This is a genomic window from Streptomyces sp. ISL-96 (assembly GCF_018614035.1).
Classification (GTDB): Bacteria; Actinomycetota; Actinomycetes; order Streptomycetales; family Streptomycetaceae; genus Streptomyces.
In genome coordinates, this window is the sequence record NZ_JAGGPA010000018.1 from 74,864 (window position 1) to 100,739 (window position 25,876).

A 25,876-nucleotide genomic window follows, 5' to 3' on the forward strand; every position below is an offset into this window, starting at 1 on the left:
GCGCCCCCGGCGGGCAAGGTGCTGGGTGCCCCTTGACCCGGGAGCCGCCCCGCACCCCACCCCCAGGCACGGCCCGAATCTCCCCCGAACCTCTCTCGGATCTCCCCCCTCACACGGCCCCGCCGGACCCTCCGGAGCCCTTGTGCGGGGCGGGTATCGATCGCCCGGGAAGCCCACGTGGCTCACTCCCCGTACCATGGGGGGTAGCCGTGGCGCGACCGCCCGGCGGGCGTATGAGGAAACGAACCGAATACGACGCCCGATCCCACGATCGAGAGAAGCGCAACTCACCCATGCCCACGCGCCACGACATCCGTAACGTAGCCATCGTCGCCCACGTCGACCACGGCAAGACCACCCTGGTCGACGCCATGCTCAAGCAGGCCGGCGCCTTCGCCGCGCACGCCGCCGAGCACCTCGACGACCGCATGATGGACTCGAACGACCTGGAGCGTGAGAAGGGCATCACGATCCTGGCCAAGAACACGGCCGTCAAGTACCACCCCAAGGATGGCGGCGACGTCATCACGATCAACATCATCGACACCCCCGGCCACGCCGACTTCGGTGGTGAGGTCGAGCGCGGCCTGTCGATGGTCGACGCGGTCGTCCTGCTGGTCGACGCCTCCGAGGGCCCGCTGCCGCAGACGCGCTTCGTGCTCCGCAAGGCGCTTCAGGCCCGGATGCCCGTCATCCTGTGCATCAACAAGACCGACCGCCCCGACTCCCGGATCGACGAGGTCGTCAACGAGACGTACGACCTGTTCCTGGACCTGGACGCGGACGAGGAGCAGATCGAGTTCCCGATCGTCTACGCCTGCGCGCGTGACGGCGTCGCCTCGCTGACCAAGCCGGAGGACGGCACCGTCCCGGCGGACAGCACGAACCTCGAGCCGTTCTTCAACACGATCCTGTCGCACGTCCCGGCCCCCGAGTACGACGAGGCCGCCCCGCTCCAGGCGCACGTCACCAACCTGGACGCCGACAACTTCCTCGGCCGTATCGCGCTGTGCCGCGTCGAGCAGGGCGAGCTGAAGAAGGGCCAGACCGTCACGTGGATCAAGCGTGACGGCACGATGTCCAACGTGCGCATCACCGAGCTCCTGATGACCGAGGCGCTCACCCGCAAGCCGGCCGAGAAGGCCGGTCCGGGCGACATCTGCGCGGTCGCCGGATTCCCGGACATCATGATCGGCGAGACCCTGGCCGACCCCGAGAACCCGATCGCACTGCCGCTCATCACGGTCGACGAGCCGGCGATCTCCATGACCATCGGTACGAACACCTCGCCGCTGGTCGGCAAGGGCGGCAAGGGCCACAAGGTCACCGCCCGCCAGGTGAAGGACCGCCTGGACCGCGAGCTCATCGGTAACGTCTCGCTGCGCGTCCTGGACACCGAGCGCCCCGACGCCTGGGAGGTGCAGGGCCGCGGTGAACTCGCGCTGGCGATCCTCGTCGAGCAGATGCGCCGTGAGGGCTTCGAACTGACCGTCGGCAAGCCCGAGGTCGTCGTGAAGATGGTCGACGGCAAGAAGTACGAGCCGATCGAGCGCATGACGATCGACTGCCCCGAGGAGCACCTCGGCGCCATCACACAGCTGATGGCGACCCGCAAGGGCCGCATGGAGACGATGACGAACCACGGTTCGGGCTGGATCCGCATGGAGTGGATCGTCCCGTCGCGCGGCCTCATCGGCTTCCGTACGGAGTTCCTGACGCAGACCCGCGGTACGGGCATCGCGCACTCCATCTTCGAGGGCCACGAGCCGTGGTTCGGCGAGCTGCGCACCCGTAACAACGGCTCGCTGGTGGCCGACCGCGCGGGCACGGTCACCCCCTTCGCGATGATCAACCTGCAGGAGCGCGGTGTCATCTTCCTGGAGGCCGGCACCGAGGTCTACGAGGGCATGATCGTTGGTGAGAACTCGCGTTCCGACGACATGGACGTGAACATCACCAAGGAGAAGAAGCTCACCAACATGCGTGCGGCTTCCGCGGACAACACGGAGAACGTCGTGCCGCCGCGCAAGCTCTCGCTGGAGCAGTCGCTGGAGTTCTGCCGCGACGACGAGTGCATCGAGGTGACCCCGGAGACCGTGCGTATCCGCAAGGTCGTCCTGGACCAGAAGGAGCGCGGCCGTACGGCCTCGCGCGCCAAGCGCTGACCCTGAGCGCTGCTGAGTCCTGCTGAGTCCTGAGCTCGGCCCGAGGCCGGTTTCCGTCGCCCCTTCGCGGGCGACGGAAACCGGCCTTCGGCGTATCAGGACCCTTGAAATGAGTGACACTTGGGATCTTCCCCGTCAAGCGCATTTAGCGAGGGGTGCGTCCGGATATCGGGCATCGCTCTCCGGAAGCTGCGTTAACAGTCCGTTTCGCGGGTGTCTGTCTGTGCTCGCTTTGTCCGGCTTTCGGGCAGGTGCGCCCGGTCGATGTTGTCAAACCGAGACCCTTTAAGTGTGGTTTACGGGTCGGGGTTACTTAATAGTTGGCTCCATTGAGCTCGGGTCAATGGGTCACGCACTGTGGGGAGTGCCGACTCACGAGCACACTCGGGGTACATGCGACTCATCGCCGTCAGGGGTGTCGGCGACTGTCTGCGTACCCCTCTCGTAGTGATCAGTGGACTCATGAGGAGGAACCCATGCGCGGTGCCAAGAGCGCCAAGTGGGTCGCGGGAGCGATAGTCGTTGCCCTTGCTGCTACGGCTTGTGGCGGCAGCAGCGACAGCGGCGATGACATGAAGTCGGGCAAGGCCGACCCGAAAGGGATTCTGGTCGCCCAGCTGAGCGAGCCGCAGAACCCGCTGCAGCCGGCGAACGCCAAGGAGAGCCAGGGCAGTCGTGTCCTGCGCGCCATCTTCTCCGGCCTCGTCGACTACGAGCCGGGCACCGGCAAGCTCGAGATGGTCAACGCCGAGTCCGTGACGCCCAACGCGGACTCGTCCGTGTGGACCGTGAAGCTGAAGGCCGGCTGGAAGTTCCACGACGGCACCCCGGTCACCGCCAAGTCCTACGTGGACTCGTGGAACTGGTCGGCGAACGTCAAGAACAACCAGACCAACTCCAGCTGGTTCCAGGACATCAAGGGCTACGCCGATGTCCACCCGGAGAAGGGCGACCCGAAGAAGACCAAGATGGAGGGTCTGAAGGTCGTCGACGACAGCACCTTCACGATCGCCCTGACCGGTCCGGTCTCGTACTTCGCGTACAAGCTCGGCTACGACGTCTGGGCGCCGCTGCCCGAGTCCTTCTTCAAGGACCCGAAGGCCGCCGGTCAGAAGCCGGTCGGCAACGGCCCGTACACGTTCGAGTCGTGGGACCACAACAAGGTCATCAAGGTTCGGAAGTTCGACGGTTACCAGGGCCCGAACAAGGCCAAGAACGGTGGCATCGACTTCAAGAACTACACCACCGCCGAGGCCGCGTACTCGGCCCTGCGCTCGGACCAGCTGGACTGGATCGAGCAGATCCCGGTCACCGCGCTGAAGAACTACAAGCAGGACCTCGGCGACCGCGCGATCGACCAGGAGTACTCCGCGGTCCAGTCGATCGTCCCGGCGTTCTACACGCCGCAGTTCAAGGACATCGACCCGAAGGTCATCCAGGGCCTTTCGATGGCGATCGACCGTGAGACGATCACGAAGACTGTCCTCAACGGCACCCGTGAGCCCGCGGACTCGTACGTCGCTCGCGGCGTGCTCGGCTACAAGGCCGGCGCACTCGGCGACATCGTCAAGTTCGACGCGAAGAAGGCCAAGGCGCTCATCACCGAGGGTGGCGGCGTCCCGGGCAACAAGATATCGATCCAGTTCAACGCCGACCAGCCGCACAAGGCGTGGGTCGACGCGGTCTGCAACAGCATCCGTCAGTCCACCGGCGTCGAGTGCGTCGGTGACTCCAAGCCGGACTTCGCGACCGACCTGAACGCCCGTGACGCCAAGAAGGTCAAGTCCATGTACCGCGGTGGCTGGGTGCTCGACTACCCCGTCAACTCGAACTTCATGCGCGACCTGTACGGCACCACGGCCGCCGGTAACACCAGCGGTTACTCCAACAAGGAGTTCGACGAGCTCTCCGCCAAGGCTGACAAGGCGAAGACCCTCGACGAGACGGTGAAGATGTACCAGGAGGCCGAGCAGCTCCTGGCGAAGGACATGCCGTCGATCCCGCTGTGGTTCTACAAGAACAACTCGGGTCAGTCCAAGAACGTCTTCGGCAAGATCGTGTACGGCCAGGACGGCGACCCGATCTTCACCGACGTTCAGGTGAAGGCCAAGAAGTAAGTTTCGGGACCAGTTGGCCGGTGCCGACCACCCGGAAGGGTGGCGGCACCGGCCCACAGGCGTCGGCCCGTCAAATCTCCCCCACCACCCTGCGGTGGAGACAACTTGTAGGCCATCGCCGACCCCTCACGGCATGGAGGCATGATGGGGCGCTACGTCGCTAGGCGACTGCTCCAGATGATCCCGGTGTTCATCGGGACCACTCTGTTGATTTTCCTTATGGTCCACATCCTTCCCGGTGACCCCATCCGGGCGATGTGGGGAGACAAGGCGGCCGACCCCGCACAGGTCGAGGCGCTGCGTCACAAGTTCGGGCTCGATCAGTCCCTTCCCATGCAGTACTTCAATTACATGAAGGACCTGTTCCAGCTGAACTTCGGTGAGACCTTCGGTGGTCGTCCCGTCTGGGACGAGATGTCGCGGGCTTTCCCGGTCACGATCCGTCTCACCGTCGTGGCGATGGTCATCGAGATGATCGTGGGTCTCAGCCTCGGCGCCTGGGCCGGCCTCAAGGCGGGCAAGGCACCGGACAGCGGCGTGCTGATCTTCACCCTGGTCGTCATCTCGATCCCCGTGTTCATCCTCGGCTACCTGGCCCGCTACTTCTTCGCCGACACGCTCGGCTGGGTGGCGCCCAATGTCGAAGACTCGATGGACATCACGCAGTTGTTCCTGCCGGGCTTCGTCCTGGCCATGCTCTCCATGGCTTACGTCGCACGACTGACGCGTACGACCTTCGCCGAGAACCTGCGCGCCGACTACATGCGCACGGCACTCGCCAAGGGCCTGCCGCGGCGCCGCATCGTCGGCGTGCACCTGCTGCGCAACTCGCTGATCCCCGTGGTCACGTTCCTCGGAACGGACGTAGGCGCCTTCATCGGCGGTGCGGTCGTCACCGAGGGCATCTTCAACGTCCAGGGTGTCGGCAACCTGCTCTACCGCGCACTCCAGCAGCGCGAGGGCTCCACCATCGTCGGTGTCGTCACCGTGTTCGTTCTGATTATTCTCGTGATCAACCTGATCGTCGACCTGCTGTACGCGGTCCTGGACCCGAGGATCCGGTATGCCTGACGTGACCAAGGCCAAGGCCGACACGGCAATTGACGCCGTCGCACCCCCGAAGGCCGACACGGCCCCGGCAGCGGCGGCACCCAAGGAATCGACCGGCAAGCCCCGCAGTCTGTGGGGTGACGCCTGGTACGACCTGCGCCACCGCCCCATGTTCTGGACATCGGCGAGCCTGCTGGCCCTGCTGCTGCTGATCGCGGCCTTCCCCGGCCTCTTCACCAGCGCCGACCCGCGGGCCGGCGATCTGACCAACCACTACCTGGCGAAGCCCGAGTTGGGGCACTTCTTCCAGGCGGAATGGTTCGGTTACGACACCCAGGGCCGCTCGATCTACGCACGGGTCATCTACGGCACCCGCGCCTCGATCCTCGTCGGTGTCGGTGTCACCGTGCTGATCACCTTCGTCGGTGGTCTGCTGGGGCTGCTCTCCGGATACTTCGGCGGCTGGATCGACTCGATCATTTCCCGCATCACGGACATCTTCTTCGGACTGCCCTTCCTGCTCGGCACGATGGTCGTTCTGAACGCCTTCACCGAGCGCAAGGTGTACGTCGTCATCGCGGCCCTCGCGTTCCTCGGCTGGACCTCGATCTGCCGAGTGACGCGGTCCTCTGTGATCACGGCGAAGCAGGCGGACTATGTGACGGCGGCGCGCGCCCTCGGCGCGGGCACCAGCCGGATGCTGTTCCGCCACGTCCTGCCCAACGCGTTGGCGCCGACCATCGTCGTCGCCACCATCGCGCTCGGCGGCTTCATCTCTGCCGAGGCGACACTGTCCTACCTGGGTCTGGGTCTTGCCGACCCGACCATCTCGTGGGGCATCGACATCGCGGCGGGCAGTGAAGAGATCCGTAACAACGTGCATGTGCTGCTCTTCCCGGCCGGCATGCTGAGCCTCACGGTCTTCGCGTTCATCATGCTCGGTGACACGGTCCGTGACGCCCTTGACCCGAAGCTGCGCTGAGGAGGGCATCGTGACGATCATCGAAGAAGCCGCAAGTGTCCCGTCGCCCCGATCGGGCGAGTCGGACGGCACTCCACTGCTCGAAGTCCGCGACCTGCACGTGGAGTTCCACACCCGCGACGGTGTGGCCAAGGCAGTCAATGGCGTGAACTACTCCGTCGACGCGGGTGAGACCCTCGCCGTGCTCGGCGAGTCCGGTTCGGGCAAGTCCGTGACCGCGCAGGCGGTCATGGGCATCCTCGACATGCCGCCCGGCAAGATCCCGCAGGGCGAGATTCTCTATCGCGGGCAGGACATGCTCAAGATGGGGTACGAGGAGCGGCGGAAGATCCGCGGCCAGAAGATCGCGATGATCTTCCAGGACGCGCTCTCCTCCCTCAACCCCGTTCTCTCGGTGGGCTATCAGCTCGGCGAGATGTACCGGGTGCACCAAGGCCTCTCCAAGAAGGCGGCCAAGGCCAAGGCCATCGAGCTGATGGACCGGGTGAAGATCCCGGCCGCCAGGGAGCGGGTGAACGACTACCCGCACCAGTTCTCCGGCGGTATGCGCCAGCGCATCATGATCGCCATGGCGCTGGCCCTGGAGCCGGACCTGATCATCGCGGACGAGCCGACCACGGCGCTCGACATGACGGTTCAGGCCCAGGTCATGGACCTGCTCGCGGAGCTGCAGCGCGAGTACAACATGGGTCTGATCCTGATCACCCACGACCTCGGCGTTGTCGCCGATGTCGCGGACAAGATCGCGGTCATGTACGCGGGCCGGATCGTCGAGACGGCCCCGGTCGGTGAGCTCTACAAGCGGCCGGCCCACCCGTACACGCGTGGTCTGCTGGACTCGATCCCGCGCCTGGACCAGAAGGGCCAGGAGCTCTACGCGATCAAGGGTCTGCCGCCCAACCTGCTGAAGATTCCGTCCGGTTGTGCCTTCAACCCGCGCTGCCCGAAGGCGACGGACATCTGCCGTACGGACATCCCGCTGCTGACCCCGGTCACGGAGCAGGACGGCGGCGAACTGCCCGGCCGCGGAAGCGCGTGCCACTTCTGGAAGGAGACGATCCATGGCTGAGCTCAAGAAGACGGGTGAGCGCCAGTCGGAAATCGTCGCGACCCCCAATGTCACCGAGGTCGAGACGGTCGATGCGGCCTCGGTCGAGGAGGCTGTCGCCGCCATCGAGGCGCCGGTCGAGCGCGGGGAGCCGATCCTCCAGGTCCGCAACCTGGTCAAGCACTTCCCGCTGACCCTGGGCATTCTCTTCAAGCGTCAGGTCGGCGCGGTCAAGGCCGTGGACGGGGTCTCCTTCGACCTCTACCAGGGCGAGACGCTCGGCATTGTCGGCGAGTCCGGCTGTGGCAAGTCCACGGTCGCGCGTCTGCTGATGACGCTGGAGACGGCGACCGCGGGCGAGGTCTTCTACAAAGGCCAGGACATCACCAAGCTGTCCGGGCGAGCGCTGAAGGCGGTCCGCCGCAACATCCAGATGGTGTTCCAGGACCCGTATACGTCGCTCAACCCGCGTATGACGGTCGGCGACATCATCGGGGAGCCCTTCGAGATCCACCCGGAGGTGGCGCCCAAGGGCGACCGCCGCCGCAGGGTCGAAGAGCTGCTGGACGTCGTGGGTCTCAACCCGGAGTACATCAACCGCTACCCGCACCAGTTCTCCGGCGGCCAGCGCCAGCGCATCGGCATCGCCCGCGGCCTGGCATTGAATCCCGAGATCATCATCTGCGACGAGCCGGTCTCGGCGCTGGACGTGTCCGTCCAGGCGCAGGTCATCAACCTGATGGAGAAGCTCCAGGACGAGTTCAACCTCTCCTACCTCTTCATCGCGCACGACCTGTCGATCGTCCGGCACATCTCGGACCGGGTCGGAGTCATGTACCTCGGCAAGATGGCCGAGATCGGCACGGACACGCAGATCTACGACCACCCGACGCACCCGTACACCCAGGCGCTGCTCTCGGCGGTCCCGGTTCCGGACCCCGAGGTCGGCATCGGCCGCGAGCGGATCATCCTCACCGGCGACGTCCCGTCCCCGGCGAACCCGCCGTCCGGCTGCCGTTTCCGTACGCGCTGCTGGAAGGCGCAGGACAAGTGCGCGGAGGAGATGCCGCTGCTGGCCGTCCCCGAGCGCTTCAAGTCCTCGGACACCCCGGCGGCGCACGAGTCGGCGTGCCACTTCGCCGAGGAGAAGGACGTCGTACACGCGGCGTAGTCATCCGCAGTGCGCACCTGAAAGGCGCCCCGGGCCGCTTTGGCCCGGGGCGCCTTCACGTATCCGATCAGGTCTGTTTGATCTTGGCGGCCGGGGCGTCGGGGCCGCAGGACAGCCGGGCGGCTGTCAGCGCCGGCCTTCCCACCTTCGGGTTCCCTATCGGTTCGAAGCACTCGACGACGCCTGAGCCGTCGACGATCCGGGCGAAAGCGTAGCCGTCGTCGGCGGTGTCCGTGTCTCCGATGTGAACGCCCAGCGAGCGGAGCGCGGCCTTGGCGTCGACCCGCGCCCCCTTCTCGAACGTGACGGCGACACGCGGAGTGTGGAGCGGCGCCAGCTTGTGCGTGAGCTTGCCGCCTCCCTTGCCGAGCTTCTGCTTCTCTGCGACACCGGTCAGGACGTCCCGCTGGTCGAGGTTGAACCATGCGTACGTGCCGTCCTCGCATGCCGTGGTCCCTGCGGAGACCGGTGCGGCGCCAGCCGCGCGGCTGCCCTTGCCGGTCGGCTCACCACCGTCGGACGTACAGGCAGCTGTGCCTGCGAGCAGCGCGGCAACGGCACATGCGGACAAGCAGGTCTGTCTGATCTTCACGCTCGTTCCCTCGTAGTCAAAGAGCACTGGTGAGGCAAACCCACTGGTCAACGGGTGGAGACGACATTGCCCGCCTGGGCCCCGCCGGGCAAGCGACTTGAGCGAGTTCTGAGCTGCCTCACGGGCTTTCCGCTGGGGAACCTGCGTTCAGTCGTCGAGGCGGTCGTCATCGATGTCGACGGTGACGGTCCCCGGCGGGTAGTCGTCCTCCCGGTCGGTGAGGATGAGGTCGGTCTGAGGGCGCTGTGGGCTGGGCAGCGAGGCGTACAGGGCGTGGCAGACGTCTGGTCCGCCCAGCCCGTCGCGCACCATGGTCGCGACTGCGACGGACGAGACTGTGTCGAGCGGTTCGATGTCGATGCCCGGCAGGGCGAGGGCACTCATGCCCGAGCCTGCGTCGGTGATTTCGGCCTGCATCAGGCAGAGGGCGGGCACGAGGAGATGCCGGAACGGGGAGGCGGCGGCATTGTCGGCGACACGAAGGAGTTTGCGGTGACCGCGGGCGATCGCCAGCACCGAGCTGGTGTCCAGGATGATCACGCGGCGTTGCCCCGCAGGGTGTTCTGGGCCTTCTCCGCCGCGATCTCGTAGACGCGCTCAAGCGCGTGCGGTGTGGAGTCGAATTCTTCGTCGGTGAGCGTGGAGTGCATGCGCTCGCGCATGATCCGGCGACTCTCTGCGACGCGGGCCCGCGTCTGCTCCGCGGTGAGCTGCTCGGCGGCCAGGGCTGCGACCAGTGCTCCTATCGTCGTCCCTCGCTCTTTGGCGAGTGCGGCGAGGTGGTCACGCGTGCCCTCGGGGACTTTGATGGTCGAATCAGCCATACCAGTCACGGTACACCGCGGCTCTACTTCAGGTACACCAAGCTTCATCGGCTTTCGCCTTTCGTGGCGAGGCGGAACCACACGTTCTTGCCGTTCGGGTAGTCCCGTACGCCCCACTCGTCGGCGCAGCTTTCGACGAGCGCCAGGCCTCGTCCCTGCTCGTCGTCCGCGTCGGCCGACCGTGGTTTTGGGCTACCCCCGCCGTGGTCCCAGACAGAGACGCGGAAGTCTCCGGGCTGCCAGTCCATGCTCACGTAGGCGTCGGCCTCGCTGTAGCGGTACGCGTTGGTGACCAGCTCCGAGGCGAGCAACTCGACGGTGTCGACGATGCAGTCGAGACGGGCGGCCGCGAGCACGCTGCGGATGGTGGCCCTTACGACGCCGACCGCGCGGGGGTCGTGGGGGATGAACAGGCCGTACGACCACGGTTGTTCGGGCTTGAACATGTGGCAGCCTCCCAATTGTGAGTGCGCGCTGTGACTAAATGCATACCCAACGTAGCGGTATAAGTTGTGTATCCACAACCACCTTGCCTGGATAGGGTGTTGGTCAAGAGTGAAAGACGGAGGGCGTATGGGGCTGCGGGCCAACCCGACCTATAGGCAGCGCCGGTTCGGGGCTGAAGTTCGAAAGCTGCGCGAGGCTGCGGGCCTGACCGTTGCGCAGGGTGCCGCGCGAATGGGGATGCAGGCGTCGCACATCAGCAACGTCGAGTCCGGCCGCACGGGTCTTTCGGCTGAGCGGGTGCGCGCCCTCGCAGGTGCGACAAGTGGTGAATCCTCAACTCTCGTTGATGCACTCGTGGAACTGGGGCAGGATTCCGGCAAGGGCTGGTGGAGCAAGTACCGCCACGACTTGCGTCCCTCGCTGATGGATCTCGCCGAGCTGGAAGAGCGGGCGACCCGCATCGTCAGTTACGAGCCGGCGTTTGTGCCCGGCCTGCTCCAGACGCCGGAGTATGCGACGACCATGTATCGAGGCGGGTACACAAGCGCCTCACGTGAGGAGCAGGACCTCGAAGTCGAGTTCCGCGTGCGACGGCAGCAGGTGCTCGGCGGGGAGCGTCCGCCGACGTTCCACGCCGTCATTTACGAGGCGGCGCTGCACGCCACCTTGGGTGACCGGCAGGTCATGCGGGGGCAGTTGCTGCGGTTGATTGAGGCGTCCCGGCTCCCGAACGTCACGATCCAAGTCCTGCCGTTCGACGGCCCCGTACCGTTCGGTACATCCTTCACGCTGCTTGAGCCAACTGTGCCGGAGCTCAGCACGGTCGTCGTTGCCCACATCGAACGCTCCCTGTATCTGGGAGATGATGATGCGCTTGCCCGATACGACGACTGGTTCGCTAGGCTCCGGGACGTAGCCCTGCCCCCAGTTGACGCCGCGGCCCAGCCGGAGGCGCGTGCGGTGAAGGACTCCCTGGGGCTCATGCAGCGGCTTCTGTACCCCCTGCTCTAGGAAGGCCCACCCCGAATGTCCCCACTCACCTGGCAGAAGTCCAGCTTCAGTGAGGCGGGCGCCGACACCTGTATAGAGGTCGCCGCCGCACCTACCCAAACCCCCCACCTCCGCGAGAGCGACAACCCCACCACCGTTCTGACCACCACCCCAGCCGCCCTCCGCGCCCTGCTGCGCGGCATCAAGGCGGGGGTAGGGGCAGGGGCAGGGTTCGGGGGCGTGGCTCCGCGTTGACGGGGCGCGCCCGACTGGCTTCGGCAGGCGTCACCGCAGCCCCGGCGGCGCTGCGCACATCCGCGGCGTACCGCTCCGCCGTCTGATCACCCATGGGCGACGCGCGAACGGACGCAGAGATAATGCACTGCCGCGCATTATGGGGTGATATTTGGGCCTAAGTGATGCCCAGGGCCCCCGGAGGAAACCCCATGTGCGGAGCCACCCAGACCAAGTGGGCCGCATGCGCCGTGGCCGTCGCCCTCGCGGCGACAGCCTGCGGCGGCGGTGGCGGCGCCTCCGAGGTGGTCAGTTCGTCCTGGGGCGATCCGCCGAATCCGCTGGAACCCTCGAACACCAACGAGGTGCAGGGCGGCAAGGTCCTCGACATGCTCTTCCGTGGCCTCAAGCGGTACGACCCGAAAACCGGCGAAGCCGAGGACATGCTCGCCGAGAAGATCGACACCAGGGACTCGCAGAACTTCACCGTCACCATCAAGGACGGCTGGACGTTCAGCAACGGCGAAAAGGTCACCGCCAAGTCCTTCGTCGACGCCTGGAACTACGGCGCGCACCTCAAGAACAACCAGCGCAACGCCTACTTCTTCGGCTACATCGAGGGCTACGACAAGGTCCACCCCGAGAAGGGCAAGGCCACCGCCGAAACCCTCTCCGGGCTCACGGTGAAGGACGACAGGACCTTCACCGTCAAGCTGACCCAGAAGTTCTCCACCTGGCCCAAGACCCTCGGTTACGCCGCCTTCGCCCCGCTGCCCAGGGCGTTCTTCGACGACCACGACGCCTGGCTGTCCAGGCCCGTCGGCAACGGCCCGTACACCGTCGAGTCGTACGTCAAGGGCTCACAGATGAGCATGCGCAAGTGGGAGCAGTACCCCGGGCCCGACAAGGCTCGGAACGCCGGCGTGGACCTCAAGGTCTACACCGACAACAACACCGCCTACACCGACCTCACCGCGGGCAACCTCGACCTCGTCGACGACGTACCGGCCTCCCAGCTCAAGAACGTCCGGACCGACCTCGGCGACCGGTACATCAACACCCCGGCGGGCATCATCCAGACCCTCGCCTTCCCCTTCTACGACGACCGGTGGAAGGCCGATGGCATGGCGAAGGTCCGCAAGGGCCTGTCCATGGCGATCAACCGGCAGCAGATCACCGACACGATCTTCCAGAAGACCCGCATTCCCGCCAAGGACTGGACCTCACCGGTCCTCAAGGGGGAGGGCGGCTTCGACGACACGCTCTGCGGCGAGGCGTGCGAATTCAACGCGGCCGAGGCGAAGAAGCTGGTCGCGGCGGGCGGTGGCATCCCCGGCGGCACGCTGAAGATCACATACAACGCGGACACCGGCTCCCACAAGGAGTGGGTCGACGCCGTCTGCAACAGCATCAACAACGCGCTGGGCAAGGACAACGCCTGCACGGGCAACCCGGTCGGTACTTTCGCCGACTACCGCAACCAGATCACCGGCCGGAAGATGACCGGGCCCTTCCGGGCCGGCTGGCAGATGGACTACCCGCTGACCCAGAACTTCCTCCAGCCGCTCTACTACACGAACGCCTCGTCCAACGACGGCAAGTGGTCCAGCAAGGAGTTCGACAGGCTCACCGACGAGGCCAACGCCGAGAGCGACGTCGCGAAGGCGCTCGCGAAGTTCCGGGACGCGGAGAAGGTCGTGCGGGACGAGATGGCCGCCATCCCGCTCTGGTACCAGAACGGCAGCGCCGGCTACTCCGAGAGGCTCTCCAACGTGGCCCTGAACCCCTTCAGCGTTCCCGTCTACAACGAGATCACGGTCAACTGACTCCGACGCCGACCGGGCCGGCCACGCTGAGGCGCCGCCATACGAGGAGCCCTCCATGGGACGTTATGTGATCCGGCGTCTGCTGCAGATGATCCCGGTCTTCTTCGGCGCCACACTGCTGATCTTCCTGATGGTGAATGTGATGGGCGACCCCATCGCGGGACTGTGTGGCGACCGGCAGTGCGAGCCCGCGACCGCCGCCCGGCTGCGCGCGGAGTTCGGCCTCGACAAACCCGTGTGGCAGCAATACCTCACGTACATGGGCAACGTCTTCACCGGCGACTTCGGCACCGCCTTCAACGGCCAGAAGGTCACCGAGCTCATGGGGACCGCCTTCCCCGTCACCATCCGGCTGACGCTCGTCGCCATCGTCTTCGAGATCGTCATCGGCATCAGCCTGGGCGTGCTCACGGGCCTGCGCCGCGGGCGCCCCGTCGACACCGGAGTCCTGCTCGTCACGCTCGTGGTCATCTCGGTCCCGACCTTCGTCACCGGTCTGCTGCTCCAGCTGCTGCTCGGTGTGAAGTGGGGGGTGATCAGGCCGGCCGTCTCGCCCGACGCCACGGTCGACGAGCTGCTGATCCCCGGGCTGGTCCTGGCGTCGGTCTCGCTGGCGTACGTCACCCGCCTCACCCGGACCTCCGTCGCCGAGAACTCCCGCGCCGACTACGTCCGTACGGCCGTCGCCAAGGGCCTGCCGAGGCGCCGCGTCATCTCCCGCCACCTGCTGCGCAATTCACTCATCCCCGTCGTCACCTTCATCGGTACGGACGTGGGCGCGCTGATGGGCGGCGCGATCGTCACCGAGCGGATCTTCAACATCCACGGCGTCGGTTTCCAGCTGTACCAGGGCATCGTCCGGCAGAGCTCCCAGACCGTCGTCGGCTTCGTGACCGTCCTGGTGCTGGTCTTCCTGCTGGCGAACCTGCTCGTCGACCTCTTGTACGCCGTACTCGACCCGAGGATCCGCTATGCCTGAGCCGAAATACGACGACGGGGGAGCCATCGCGGCGACCGGCGCCGGCGGCGGCGGCGCGGGCCTCGCCATGGGCGGGACGGGCGAGGGCGAGACGCCGGAGAGGACCCCGGGGGGTCCCCAGGGCACGGGCCCAGCCTCCAAGCCGCGCAGTCTGTGGTCCGACGCCTGGCACGATCTGCGCCGCAACCCGGTCTTCATCGTCTCCGGGGTCGTCATCGCCTTCCTCGTCGTGATCTCGCTGTGGCCGTCGCTCATCGCGAGCGGCAACCCGCTCCATTGCGACCTGGGCAAGGCCCAGGAGGGCTCGCAGCCCGGCCACCCCTTCGGCTTCGACCGGCAGGGCTGCGACGTCTACACCCGGACGGTCTACGGCGCCAGGACCTCGGTGACGGTCGGCGTCTGCTCCACCCTCGGGGTGGCTCTGCTCGGCAGCGTCCTGGGCGGGCTCGCCGGCTTCTTCGGCGGTGCGTGGGACGCGCTGCTCTCCCGTGTCACGGATGTCTTCTTCGGTATCCCGGTCGTCCTCGGCGGGCTCGTTTTCCTCTCCGTCATCACCAGCACCACCGTCTGGCCGGTGATCGGCTTCATCGTGCTGCTCGGCTGGCCGCAGATCGCCCGTATCGCGCGCGGCTCGGTCATCACCGCCAAACAGAACGACTACGTCCAGGCGGCGCGGGCGCTCGGCGCGAGCAACGCGCGGATGCTGCTGCGGCACGTCACGCCCAACGCCGTCGCGCCGGTCATCGTCGTGGCGACCATCGCCCTCGGTACGTACATCTCGCTGGAGGCGACCCTCTCGTACCTCGGCGTCGGCCTGAAGCCGCCCGCCGTGTCCTGGGGCATCGACATCTCCGCCGCCTCGCAGTACGTCCGCAACGCCCCGCACATGCTGCTCTGGCCGGCGGGGGCGCTCGCGATCACGGTGCTGGCGTTCATCATGCTCGGCGACGCGGTGCGCGACGCCCTCGACCCCAAGCTGCGCTGAGGAGCCACGCGATGCCTGCCATGTTGCTCGAAGTGCGCGACCTGTACGTCGAATTCCGCACGCGCGACGGGGTCGCCAAGGCCGTGAACGGCGTCAGCTATTCGGTCGCGGAGGGCGAGACGCTCGCCGTGCTCGGCGAGTCCGGCTCGGGGAAGTCCGTCACCGCGCAGGCGGTCATGGGGATCCTCGACATGCCGCCGGGCAAGATCGCGGGCGGGGAGATCATCTTCCAGGGGCGCGACCTGCTGAAGCTGAAGGAGGACGAGCGGCGGAAGGTCAGGGGCCGGGAGATGGCCATGATCTTCCAGGACGCGCTGTCGTCGCTGAACCCCGTGCTCACGGTGGGAGAACAGCTGGGCGAGATGTTCGTCGTACACCGGGGGATGTCCAGGAAGGACGCGAAGGCGAAGGCCGTCGAGCTCATGGACCGGGTACGCATTCCGGCGGCCAGGGAGCGCGTCGGGCAGTACCCGCACCAGTTCTCCGGCGGCATGCGCCAGCGCATCATGATCGCGATGGCGCTGGCCCTGGAGCCCTCGCTGATCATCGCGGACGAACCGACGACCGCGCTGGACGTGACCGTACAGGCGCAGGTCATGGACCTGCTCGCGGAGTTGCGGCGCGAGCTCGACATGGGGCTCATCCTGATCACTCATGATCTGGGTGTGGTCGCGGACGTCGCGGACAAGATCGCCGTGATGTACGCGGGACGGATTGTGGAGGCCGCGCCCGTCCACGACATCTACAAGGCGCCGGCCCACCCGTACACGCGTGGTCTGCTGGACTCGATCCCGCGCCTGGACCAGAAGGGCCAGGAGCTGTACGCGATCAAGGGCCTGCCACCGAACCTCATGCACATCCCGCCCGGCTGCGCCTTCCACCCGCGCTGCCCGCTGGCCCGTGACGTGTGCCGCACGGATGTTCCGCCGCTGTACGAGGTGTCGGAGGGCCGCGGGAGCGCGTGCCATTTCTGGCAGGAGGCGCTGAATGGCTGAGCCGATTCTGCAAGTACGCGGGCTGCACAAGCACTACCCCCTGACCCAGGGTGTGGTCTTCAAGAGGCAGGTCGGCGCGGTGAAGGCGGTCGACGGCGTCGACCTCGACCTGGTGGCGGGGGAGACGCTCGGCATCGTGGGGGAGTCGGGCTGCGGCAAGTCGACGCTCGCCAGGCTGCTGGTGCATCTGGAGCGGCCGACGGCCGGGACGATCCTTTACAAGGGCGAGGACATCACCCGGCTGTCGGGGCGGGCGCTGAAGGCGGTGCGGAGGAACATCCAGATGGTGTTCCAGGACCCGTACACGTCCCTGAACCCCCGTATGACGGTGGGCGACATCGTCGGTGAGCCGTACGAGATCCATCCCGAGGTGGCGCCGAAGGGCGAGCGGCGGCGAAAGGTCCAGGAGCTGCTGGACGTGGTCGGGCTCAACCCAGAGTGCATCAACCGCTACCCGCACCAGTTCTCGGGCGGCCAGCGTCAGCGCATCGGCATCGCGCGGGGGCTCGCGCTCCGGCCGGAGATCATCGTGGCCGACGAACCGGTGTCGGCACTGGATGTCTCGGTGCAGGCGCAGGTCATCAACCTGCTGGACAAGCTCCAGAACGAGTTCAGCCTGAGCTACGTCTTCATCGCCCACGACCTGTCGATCGTGCGGCACATCTCGGACCGGGTGGGCGTGATGTATCTCGGGCGGATCGTGGAGATCGGCAAGGACGCCGAGATCTACGACCGGCCGACGCACCCGTACACGCAGGCGCTGCTCTCCGCCGTGCCGGTGCCGGACCCGATGGCGCGCGAGCACCGCGAGCGGATCCTGCTGTCCGGCGACGTGCCGTCGCCCGCGAACATCCCTTCGGGGTGCCGGTTCCGTACGCGCTGCTGGAAGGCGGAGGAACGGTGCGCGATGGAGGTGCCGTTGCTGGCGGTGCCGGCGGTTTTCCGGGACGTGGACTCGCCGGCGGCGCACGACTCGGCGTGCCACTTCCCGGAGGGGAAGCGGGTGGTCCCGGCGGGGTGAGGGGTGGGCGACATTGTGCGACAAATGCCGGACAACTTCGTTAACGCGCAAGCAACTTGGCTGACGCGGCTCCGATATACGAACGCGCCATGCTGAACAGCGTACGGCCGTGCGGGTGCCGTTGCCCGGCCGGGGGTGCGCCATGTCGCCCCCGGCCGGGTACCCGTGCCGCCGGCTCCTCGGCACTTCCCAGGCTTACGCCAGTCCCAGTGACCTCCGCAGGAAGTCCACCTGGAGCAGCAGCAGGTTCTCCGCCACCTGCTCCTGGGGAGTCATGTGCGTCACCCCTGACAACGGCAGCACCTCATGCGGCCGTCCCGCGGCCAGCAGCGCCGACGACAGCCGCAGCGAGTGTGCGATCACCACATTGTCGTCCGCCAGACCATGGATGATCATCAGCGGCCGGTGTTCATCCGCCGGCTGTGACAAACCGCCGTCGATGACAAGAGAGTTCGCGGCGTACACCTCCGGCTGGGCCCCCGGATCCCCCAGATACCGCTCCGTGTAGTGCGTGTCGTACAGCCGCCAGTCGGTGACCGGGGCGCCCGCGATCCCCGCGTGGAAGACGTCGGGGCGCCGCAGCACCGCCAGTCCCGCCAGGTACCCCCCGTACGACCAGCCACGAATCGCGACCCGCCCCAGGTCCAGCGGAAATTCCTCCGCCAGCGCGTGCAGCGCCTCCACCTGGTCGTCGAGCGTGAGCACGAACGCGTCCCGGATCGCCTTCTCCCACCCGGGCGAGCGGCCGGGCGTACCGCGCCCGTCGGCGACGATTACAGCGAATCCCTGGTCGGCGAACCACTGCGAGGTGAGGTGGGCGTTGTGGGCGGCAACGACGCGCCGCGCGTGCGGTCCTCCGTACGGGTCCATCAGTACCGGAAGCGGCCCGTCCCCCTCCTGATATCCCGCCGGAAGCAGAACGGCGCACGGGATCCGCCGCGCGCCCCCCTCCACGAGCCGCACCCGCGCCCGCAGCACAGGCTCCTCGGCGTACGACGCCACCACCGCCTCCCGCTTGCCGTCGCGCAACACCTGAACCACCGTGCCGCTGCTTTCCGGACAGGCCGAAGCCAGCACGGTCACCCCGCCCGACCGGACCGCGGAATGCACCCCCGGCCCCTGGGAAAGACGTTCCACGCCCAGCTCGTTGACCCGGTAGACATGCACCTCACCGGTCTCCGCGGCGGCCGCCTCCGCCCCCGCCGAAGCGGAAACGAGCACATCGCCATCCGATACGTCCAGCACTGCCCGCACCTGCAACTGCGGCCCGGTCAGCGCCCGGTCGCCGACGGTCAGCACCCGCGCCCCGCCCTCGTCCGCGATCCGTACGAGCCGCCCGTCCGGCGCCCAGACCGGCACCCCGTCGAAAAGATCCAGCCACACCTCGTCCTCGTCCACGTGCACGGTCCGCGTCGCACCGGTCTCGGGGTCCACCGCCAGGTACAGCTGGCCGCGCTGATCCCGCGACTGCACGAGCAACAGCGGCGCACCCGCCTGCGACCAGTGGACCCGCGCCAGATACGGATGCCGGGCCCGGTCCCACACCACCTCCGTACGCTCGCCGCCCTCATCGACCCCGTACAGGAAGAGCCGCACCTCGGCATTGGGCGTCCCCGCCACCGGATACGCGATCCGCGCCGGCTCGCGCTCCGGCTGCGCCGGGTCCGAGATCCACCAGCGCGTCACGGGCGCGTCGTCGACGCGGGCCACCAGGAGCCGGTCCGATTCCGGCGACCACCAGAAGCCGCGCGAGCGGGCCATCTCCTCCGCCGCGACGAATTCCGCCAGACCGTACGTCGTGTTCTCGTCCTCCGGCTCGGCGAGCGCCCGGTCGCCGTCGCCCTCCGCGCCGATCACCCGCAGGGCGCCCCCGGCGACGTACGCGACACGCAGCCCGTCGGGCGACGGCCGGGGGTCGAGAACCGGACCCGCCGCCGGCAGTTCCCGCGCGGTGCCGGCCCGCAGCTCCGCCGCGAAGAGCCGCCCCGACAGCGTGAACGCCGCCAGTTCCACCGCCGCGTCGACGGCGTAGCCGACGATCCCGGCGGATCCTTCCCGGCTGCGCTCGCGCCGTGCCTTCTCCTGGGCCGACAGCTGCTCGGCGGCGCCCCCGAGCAGTTCCCCGGGATCCGCGGCGATGCGCTCCTGCGCGCCCCCCTCAAGATCGAGCACCCAGAGCAGGTTTGCCCGATCGGTGCCGGAGGAGGAGCGGAGGAACACCACACGCGTCCCGTCGGGCGACACCGTGAACGCGCGCGGCGCCCCCAGGGTGAAGCGCTGCGTCCTGGCGTGCTGCCGGGGGAAGGAGAGCTGATTCGACGTCATATGCCCGAAGCTACCGCCCATGGGCAAGGGCCATGCGCCCCTCGTGCTGCCGTGCACCGATCAATGCGTACGCACGGATAGTTATGATCCGTAGCGCTTGGTGGGTATGAACCTGCTGGCGAATGTCCGCATGCCCGTTTTCGACCTGAGTAAGTGGAGGTGAACCGCCGTGGCACTCTCGATTTCGGCGGTAGTGCTGTTGGCGATCATCGTCATCCTGATGGTCCGGAAATCAGGTCTCAAAGCCGGACATGCGGTGGTCTGTGTGCTGCTCGGCTTTTACCTCGCCAGTTCCTCCATCGCCCCCACAATCAACGAACTGACCACGAACGTGGCCGGGATGATCGGGGGCATCAAGTTCTGAGCGGCGCCTCGTAGGGTGGTCCCATGACGGACCAGGACCACCCAGCCCGTCGTCTGCTTCTGGTGCACGCGCACCCCGACGACGAGTCGATCAACAACGGCGCCACGATGGCCAAGTACGCCGCCGAGGGCGCCGGGGTCACTTTGGTGACCTGCACCCTCGGCGAGGAGGGCGAGGTCATCCCGCCCGCCCTCGCGCACCTGACCGCCGACCGCGACGACACCCTCGGCGCCCACCGCATCGCCGAACTGGCCGCCGCGATGAAGGAACTGGGGGTCACCGACCACCGCTTCCTCGGCGGCCCCGGCCGGTTCCGCGACTCCGGGATGATGGGGACCGAGCAGAACCACCGCGAAGGCGCCTTCTGGGCCGCGCCGGTGGACGAGGCGGCGGCGTACCTCGTCGAGGTGATCCGTTCCGTACGCCCGCAAGTCCTCGTCACGTACGACCCGGACGGCGGCTACGGCCATCCGGACCACATCCAGGCCCACCGCGTCGCGATGCGCGCCGCGGACCTCGCGGCCGACGCGGACTTCCGCCCGGACCTCGGGGCGCCGCACACCCTCGCCAAGATCTACTGGAACCGCGTGCCGCGCAGCTACGCCGAGGACGGCTTCGCCCGCCTGAGCGCGGCCCCGGTGACCTTCCCCGCAACCGCCTCCGTGGACGACATCCCCGGAGTGGTCGACGACACGGTGATCACCACGGAGATCGACGGCACGGCGTACGCCGCGGCCAAGATCGCGGCGATGCGCGCCCACGCCACCCAGATCGTGGTGGAGGGCGACTTCTTCGCCCTCTCCAACAACCTCGGGCAGCCCGTCCTCACGACGGAGTTCTACGAGTTGGTACGCGGCGAACGCGCCGGTTCCCCCGGCCGCCGCGAAACCGACCTCTTCGCGGGAGTGACGTCATGACCCTGAGCCCGGCCCGTATCGGCGCGTACGTCCTCCTCGTCCTCCTCGGCGCCATCACCGGCGCGGCGGGCGTCCTCGTCCACGCGGCGTGGTTCCCCGGCGGCCTGCTGCTGGCACTCCTCGCGACGGCCGGCCTCTTCTACGGCGGCATGTACGTCACGGGCACCAGGTCCGGGGTCGGCGCGTCCGCCGCCGGATGGCTCGTGGCCATCGTCCTGCTGACCGTCAGCCGCCCCGAGGGCGACCTGCTCATCGGCGGCAGCTCCGTCTCGTACGCCTACATGCTGGGCGGGATGGCCATCGCTGTGATCTGCGCCACGATGATGCAACTGCCGCAACCGGGTGCGGTGGGCGCCCGACTTGGCAAATGACGTACCACTTGAGTCCGTGAATCGGCCGCGCACGCACGGCCGTCGGAACCCCGGCTGCCAAGGGTGCGGGGCGCCTGTCGGCGGCGGCCAGTATGGTGGTGCGCGCCGCCGAGCCGCCCGCAGTACCTGGTAAGAGCGGGCGAGCGGAGCTAACCGGGAGAACCTGCCTTGAGTCGTGAAACTGACAGTTCGTCCTCCGGCCCCCAGGGGCGTGGCGGAGCCGCGTACCCCTCGGGCACGCCGCCGTACGGATCCCGCCAGTATCCGTCGTCGCACCCTGGGCAGGACGGTCCGCAGGGCACCGCCGAAGCCGCCGGGCCGGTGCAACCGGACGAGCCCAGGACCGAGACCACGCTGACCACGCGCATCCGGATCAACATCCCCGGGTCGCGGCCGATCCCGCCGGTCGTCATGCGTACGCCCATGGGCGACGTGGAGCCGCCCTCCTCGCCCGCGAACGGCGAGCGCACCGGCAGCACGCCGCGCCCGCCCGAGCCTTCGCGGGACACCGCGGCGACGCCGCTGCGGGACGAGCCGGGCTCGGGGTCCGGCTCCGCTTCGGGCTCCGCGTTCGGTTCGGGTTCCGGTTCGGGCTCCGGCTCTGGCTCTGGCTCGGGCGAGGACAAGCCGCCGGCCAGTGACTGGTTCGCGCCGCGGAAGTCGCCGGCCGGGCCCACCCCGCCGGCCGCCCCCGCCGCACCGGCCCAGGCTTCGCCCGCCCCTTCGCAGGGCGGCGGGCAGCGCCCCGACCTCCCGTACTTCACGCCGGAAGAGCCGCAGCGCCAGGGCGCCCCCGCGCCCCTGCCGCGCCGCAGCCCCGGCGGCGCGCCCGGCGCTCCGGCCGCGAACGGCAACGGCCTTGGCGCGGGCACGCGCCCGGTCGGCCCCTCGGGTCCCGCCGGGCCCCTGGGCTCCGTGGGTCCCTCGGGCCCGACCACCGGACCGGCCACCGGCAGCTCCACCTTCCCCGGCCCGACGATCGGCAACTCGCCGTTCCCCGGTCCGGTCCCGGGCCCGCCGCGGATGACCGACGACACGGCGGTACTCACCCCGCAGAATCCGGCCGCCGGTTCCCCCACGGGCGGCAACGTCTCCGGCGACACGCTGACCAGCGGCATCCCCGTGGTCCAGCCGGCCGACCGGCACTCGCCGTTCGCCCCGCCGCAGGCCGACGCCCGCTTCGTACCGGACCTGACGCCCCAGGTCCCGGGCGGCCCGACGGCCCCGGCTCCGGGCCCGGCCGCGCCGCCCGCTTCCTCTTCACCCTCCTCCGCCCCCGCCAAGAAGGGCCGCTCCAAGCTGGTCCTGGTGGCTGTGGCGGTCGTGGTCCTGGCGGGAATGGCGTACGGCGCCGGGCTCCTGATGAACCACTCCGACGTACCGAAGGGCACCACCGTCCTCGGCGTCGACATCGGCGGCGGCACGAAGGAGGAGGCGGTCGGCAAGCTGGAGGACGCCCTGGGCAAGAGCGCCGCCCGGCCCCTGGTGCTCACCGTCGACGGCAAGCAGACGCAGCTCGCTCCGTCGAAGGCCGGTCTCTCCCTGGACAGCCAGGAAACCGTGCGCGGCGCCGCGGGCAGCGACTACAACCCCGCCTCCGTGATCGGCTCGCTCTTCGGCGGCGAGCGCGTCGCCGAGCCGGTGATCCTGGTCGACGAGGAGAAGCTCAGCGTCGCGCTGGCCGACCTGGCGGGCACCTCGGGCACGGCCAGCGAGGGCACGATCAAGTTCGTACCCGGCAAGGCGATCGCCGTACCCGGCAAGGCGGGCAAGCAGCTCGACGTGGCCCGGTCGATGATCCGGGTCAAGGACGCGTACCGCGCCCAGGTGGAGACCGGCAAGCCGAACACGGTGGAGCTGCCGGTCGCCACGAAGGCCCCGACGATCGGCCAGGCCGAGCTCGACCGGGCCATGAACGACTTCGCGAAGCCCGCGATGTCCGGCCTGATCACGATCAAGGCGGGCGGCAAGCAGATCCAGTTCGGCCCGGCCAGGTCCCTGCCGAAGATCCTCTCGATGAAGCCGATCGACGGCCGCCTGGTCGAGGTCTACAACAAGCCGGCGATCGAGCAGCTTCTGGAAGGCGTGTTCGACGGCGTCCAGATCACCAAGGGCGACGGCAAGAAGCACCCGGTCACCGTGGACGACGTGGCTTTCGCCATGCGAACGGCACTCGTGGGCAAGACCCCGGCGGAGCGCGTCCAGGAGATCAGCCTCAACCCGAGCTAGCGACGGGTGACAGTTCCGGGTGCCGGACCCTACGGGAACGGCATTCGGAATGCTGTGCTTTCCCGGGGGCCCCCGGACCGCCGGCCGAACCGGGCGCAGCCCGAGGTCTCTCGACGGCGGGAGGGGGCGGGTGGTGTTCGGGACGTAGAGCGTGATTTGTGCGCAGGGAATGGGCTTCGTACAAGGGGCGCTGCTGGGCGGCTAAATCATGCAGTCCCGAACACCGCCCCCGGAGCGACACGCCCCCGGCACCACACACCGGGCCCCCGCAGGCGGCGACACGCCCCCCGCACCACACACCGGGGGCTCAGTTCAACCGCGCACGAGCCGCCCACGCCCGGCGCCGGATCGCCTCCGCCGACGTGGGGTCCACCGCCGCCACCACGTCCGCGTACGCCTCCATCTCCGCCGCCCCGCCCAGGAAATCCCCCCGCTGCACCAGCAACTGCGCCCGCTCGAACCGCAGCCGCGCCGCATGCGACGGCAGCAGCAGGGACAGCTCCACCGCCCACAGCTGTACGTCCGTACGCTCAGGGCGGGCCGACGCCCACGCCCGGATGTTGTTCAGGATCCGCAGCACGATCTCCAGCGGATCGGCCGGCGCCAGCATCGAAGGGGCGAGCGGTTCCCCCGTCGCCCCCGCGGCCAGCAGCTCCGCGTCCGCCCCCGTCAGCAGCCGCCCCCCGTCGAACGGGTCGACCAGCACCTGCTCCTCCCGGGAGCCGAAGCCCACGACGAAGTGCCCCGGCAGAGCGACCCCGTACACCGGCGCACCCGCCCGCCGGGCCACCTCGATCCACACCACCGACAACAGAATCGGCAGCCCGTGCCGCCGCCGCAGCACCTCGTGCAGCAGCGAGGACTCCAGCCGCTGGTAATCCCCCGGCGTCCCCCTGAACCCGCACCGCGCCCCCAGCAGTTCGGAGACGGCCGACGCCCACCCGCGCGCCCCGCCGGGGCGAAACGGCAGCAGGCCGGCCAGCCGGTCGAGTTCGATCTCGGCCGCGTCCATCCCGGCCTCGTCCAGCGAGGGGTCCGCCTCCGCGCCCACCAGCAGGCACAGCAGCGCGAGGTCCGGCCGCTCGGCGCGGGCCTCCTCGGCGAACCGCTGACGCAGTTCGTGTTCGGTGGGTCGTCCCATACGCGCTTTTTACCCGCCTAGGCCGGTCGGAAGTGGGAGTAGCTGTGGTGGGTGGCGAAGCCCATGCCGTCGTACAGCGCCCGCGCGCCGTCGTTGTCGGCCTCCACCTGGAGCCACGCGGCCGACGCGCCCTCGTCCAGCGCGCGCCGCGCCAGCGCCGTCATCACCGCACTGCCGAGCCCCTGGCGCCGGTACGCCGGATCGACCTCGACGGCGAGGAACCCGGCCCACCGCCCGTCGACCACGCACCGCCCGATCGCGGCGGGCACCTCCCCTTCGCCGGGGACGGACGCGAACCACACCGAGGGCCCGCTCTGCAGGACCTTGAGCACGTGCGGCCCCGGCTCCTGAAACCTTTGATACCGCGCGAGCCAGCCCGCGTCGCAGGCCCGCTCCAGCCGCACCCGGGAGACGTCCGCGTCGAGATCCGCGATCGGTGCGAGCGCGGCGATCCGTACCTCGGCGGTGACTTCACGCGTCCACCCGAGCCGCTCCAGTTCGGTGGCGAGACGTTCCTGGGTGCCCTCGGCGCCGGTGGAGACCTGGACGTACGCCGGAAGCCCGCGGGCCGCGTACCACTCCCGTACGCGCTCCAGCGCCGCGCCGAGGGGCATCCCGGGATCACCGAGCGCCAGCACCGAGTTGGCGCGCCGCGTGAAGCCCCCGGCGGCGCGCAGCAGCCACTCGCCGAGCGGCTCGCTCTCGACGGGCTGCCAGGCGCGTGCGCAGACCCGCGCGAGCTCTTCGAAGGTCGCGGCGGGACCACGTCGGCGGGCCGGGGCGGACGGCACGACCTTGCCCGCGACCAGGGCGGATTCCGCGATGCGGACGGTCTCGCCGTCGCGCCGCGTGATCGACAGCACACCACTGTCCCAGGATGTGAGAACACCAACCGTGTCGGTGAACTTCGCCCCCGGCGCTCCGGCTTCGTCCAGACGCCTGACTGATACACGTTTGCCCACGTCATCAGGCGAAATACGGACCTCGAGTCGTCCGCCGGTAGTGAATTCCACAGTTCTGCCCGCCCCTCCTGTTCGGATCGTGCCCGGGAACGGAGATACTAGAGGCGGGCATCGACGACGCCGCGCTCCCGCGCGCCCCGT

General features: G+C 68.4%; 24 protein-coding genes. 17 read left to right on the forward strand and 7 right to left on the reverse strand.

The window, feature by feature from the left end; genetic code table 11:
* Window positions 1-293 precede the first annotated feature (293 nt).
* The 6 genes from typA to J7E96_RS12010 all read left to right on the forward strand — a co-directional run bounded on the left by typA (window position 294) and on the right by J7E96_RS12010 (window position 8,533).
* Entirely contained in the window at window positions 294-2,165 is a 1,872-nt protein-coding gene (gene typA, locus J7E96_RS11985) for a translational GTPase TypA (RefSeq protein WP_215130349.1), read from the forward strand.
* A gap of 476 nt (window positions 2,166-2,641) precedes the next feature.
* The gene (locus J7E96_RS11990) at window positions 2,642-4,282 is read left to right on the forward strand and encodes an ABC transporter substrate-binding protein (protein WP_215130351.1); all 1,641 of its coding nucleotides are present in this window, start codon (window positions 2,642-2,644) and stop codon (window positions 4,280-4,282) included.
* 144 nt (window positions 4,283-4,426) lie between these two features.
* Complete coding sequence (locus tag J7E96_RS11995) at window positions 4,427-5,353, forward strand: ABC transporter permease (RefSeq protein WP_215130623.1); 927 nt, start codon at window positions 4,427-4,429, stop codon at window positions 5,351-5,353.
* Complete coding sequence (locus J7E96_RS12000) at window positions 5,346-6,314, forward strand: ABC transporter permease (protein ID WP_215130353.1); 969 nt, start codon at window positions 5,346-5,348, stop codon at window positions 6,312-6,314. Before J7E96_RS11995 ends, J7E96_RS12000 begins: the two co-directional genes overlap by 8 nt.
* A 10-nt stretch (window positions 6,315-6,324) precedes the next feature.
* Window positions 6,325-7,383, forward strand: coding sequence for an ABC transporter ATP-binding protein (locus J7E96_RS12005; RefSeq protein WP_215130355.1), 1,059 nt, complete (start codon window positions 6,325-6,327; stop codon window positions 7,381-7,383).
* Window positions 7,376-8,533, forward strand: a complete 1,158-nt coding sequence (locus J7E96_RS12010) for an ABC transporter ATP-binding protein (RefSeq protein ID WP_215130357.1) — start codon at window positions 7,376-7,378, stop codon at window positions 8,531-8,533. Before J7E96_RS12005 ends, J7E96_RS12010 begins: the two co-directional genes overlap by 8 nt.
* A gap of 67 nt (window positions 8,534-8,600) precedes the next feature.
* Here J7E96_RS12010 and J7E96_RS12015 read toward each other — a convergent pair whose 3' ends face one another.
* The 4 genes from J7E96_RS12015 to J7E96_RS12030 all read right to left on the reverse strand — a co-directional run bounded on the left by J7E96_RS12015 (window position 8,601) and on the right by J7E96_RS12030 (window position 10,395).
* Complete coding sequence (locus J7E96_RS12015) at window positions 8,601-9,125, reverse strand: hypothetical protein (protein WP_215130359.1); 525 nt, start codon at window positions 9,123-9,125, stop codon at window positions 8,601-8,603.
* A 147-nt stretch (window positions 9,126-9,272) separates the two neighbouring features.
* Entirely contained in the window at window positions 9,273-9,665 is a 393-nt protein-coding gene (locus tag J7E96_RS12020) for a hypothetical protein (RefSeq protein ID WP_214975258.1), read from the reverse strand.
* A complete protein-coding gene (locus tag J7E96_RS12025) occupies window positions 9,662-9,949 on the reverse strand; it encodes a hypothetical protein (RefSeq protein WP_214975260.1) in 288 nt (95 codons plus the stop codon). The genes J7E96_RS12020 and J7E96_RS12025 overlap by 4 nt, the downstream gene beginning before the upstream one ends.
* Before the next feature lie 44 nt (window positions 9,950-9,993).
* Window positions 9,994-10,395 (reverse strand): ATP-binding protein, encoded by a 402-nt coding sequence (locus J7E96_RS12030; protein ID WP_215130361.1) that lies wholly within the window; start codon window positions 10,393-10,395, stop codon window positions 9,994-9,996.
* Between the two features lie 127 nt (window positions 10,396-10,522).
* On the opposite strand from J7E96_RS12030, the gene J7E96_RS12035 reads away from it, so the two are divergent.
* The 7 genes from J7E96_RS12035 (at window position 10,523) to J7E96_RS12065 (ending at window position 17,426) form a co-directional block, all read left to right on the forward strand.
* Window positions 10,523-11,407 carry a helix-turn-helix transcriptional regulator gene (locus J7E96_RS12035; RefSeq protein ID WP_215130363.1) on the forward strand — a complete coding sequence of 295 codons (885 nt, stop codon included), beginning with the start codon at window positions 10,523-10,525 and terminating at the stop codon, window positions 11,405-11,407.
* Window positions 11,408-11,422: 15 nt separating this feature from the next.
* The gene (locus J7E96_RS12040; protein ID WP_215130365.1) at window positions 11,423-11,641 is read left to right on the forward strand and encodes a DUF397 domain-containing protein; all 219 of its coding nucleotides are present in this window, start codon (window positions 11,423-11,425) and stop codon (window positions 11,639-11,641) included.
* A 191-nt stretch (window positions 11,642-11,832) separates the two neighbouring features.
* Entirely contained in the window at window positions 11,833-13,446 is a 1,614-nt protein-coding gene (locus J7E96_RS12045; protein ID WP_215130367.1) for an ABC transporter substrate-binding protein, read from the forward strand.
* Between the two features lie 55 nt (window positions 13,447-13,501).
* Window positions 13,502-14,425, forward strand: coding sequence for an ABC transporter permease (locus J7E96_RS12050; protein ID WP_215130369.1), 924 nt, complete (start codon window positions 13,502-13,504; stop codon window positions 14,423-14,425).
* On the forward strand, window positions 14,418-15,410 hold the full coding sequence (locus tag J7E96_RS12055; RefSeq protein ID WP_215130371.1) for an ABC transporter permease: 993 nt from the start codon (window positions 14,418-14,420) through the stop codon (window positions 15,408-15,410). The genes J7E96_RS12050 and J7E96_RS12055 overlap by 8 nt, the downstream gene beginning before the upstream one ends.
* A gap of 20 nt (window positions 15,411-15,430) precedes the next feature.
* A complete protein-coding gene (locus J7E96_RS12060; protein WP_215130625.1) occupies window positions 15,431-16,405 on the forward strand; it encodes an ABC transporter ATP-binding protein in 975 nt (324 codons plus the stop codon).
* Window positions 16,398-17,426, forward strand: a complete 1,029-nt coding sequence (locus J7E96_RS12065) for an ABC transporter ATP-binding protein (RefSeq protein ID WP_215130373.1) — start codon at window positions 16,398-16,400, stop codon at window positions 17,424-17,426. The genes J7E96_RS12060 and J7E96_RS12065 overlap by 8 nt, the downstream gene beginning before the upstream one ends.
* Before the next feature lie 195 nt (window positions 17,427-17,621).
* Here the strand turns inward: J7E96_RS12065 and J7E96_RS12070 are convergent, their stop codons facing one another.
* Window positions 17,622-19,751: a prolyl oligopeptidase family serine peptidase gene (locus tag J7E96_RS12070; RefSeq protein WP_215130375.1), complete on the reverse strand. Its 2,130-nt coding sequence runs from the start codon at window positions 19,749-19,751 to the stop codon at window positions 17,622-17,624.
* A gap of 169 nt (window positions 19,752-19,920) precedes the next feature.
* On the opposite strand from J7E96_RS12070, the gene J7E96_RS12075 reads away from it, so the two are divergent.
* The 4 genes from J7E96_RS12075 to J7E96_RS12090 all read left to right on the forward strand — a co-directional run bounded on the left by J7E96_RS12075 (window position 19,921) and on the right by J7E96_RS12090 (window position 23,632).
* Complete coding sequence (locus tag J7E96_RS12075) at window positions 19,921-20,115, forward strand: hypothetical protein (protein ID WP_138896464.1); 195 nt, start codon at window positions 19,921-19,923, stop codon at window positions 20,113-20,115.
* Between the two features lie 23 nt (window positions 20,116-20,138).
* On the forward strand, window positions 20,139-21,032 hold the full coding sequence (gene mshB, locus J7E96_RS12080) for an N-acetyl-1-D-myo-inositol-2-amino-2-deoxy-alpha-D-glucopyranoside deacetylase (protein WP_215130377.1): 894 nt from the start codon (window positions 20,139-20,141) through the stop codon (window positions 21,030-21,032).
* Window positions 21,029-21,403 carry a DUF6113 family protein gene (locus tag J7E96_RS12085; RefSeq protein ID WP_215130379.1) on the forward strand — a complete coding sequence of 125 codons (375 nt, stop codon included), beginning with the start codon at window positions 21,029-21,031 and terminating at the stop codon, window positions 21,401-21,403. Before mshB ends, J7E96_RS12085 begins: the two co-directional genes overlap by 4 nt.
* Before the next feature lie 168 nt (window positions 21,404-21,571).
* On the forward strand, window positions 21,572-23,632 hold the full coding sequence (locus tag J7E96_RS12090; RefSeq protein WP_215130381.1) for a hypothetical protein: 2,061 nt from the start codon (window positions 21,572-21,574) through the stop codon (window positions 23,630-23,632).
* Between the two features lie 307 nt (window positions 23,633-23,939).
* On the opposite strand, the gene J7E96_RS12095 is transcribed toward J7E96_RS12090, so the two are convergent.
* A complete protein-coding gene (locus tag J7E96_RS12095) occupies window positions 23,940-24,773 on the reverse strand; it encodes a transglutaminase-like domain-containing protein (protein WP_215130383.1) in 834 nt (277 codons plus the stop codon).
* A gap of 17 nt (window positions 24,774-24,790) precedes the next feature.
* Window positions 24,791-25,786: a GNAT family N-acetyltransferase gene (locus J7E96_RS12100; protein ID WP_215130385.1), complete on the reverse strand. Its 996-nt coding sequence runs from the start codon at window positions 25,784-25,786 to the stop codon at window positions 24,791-24,793.
* Window positions 25,787-25,876: the final 90 nt, after the last annotated feature.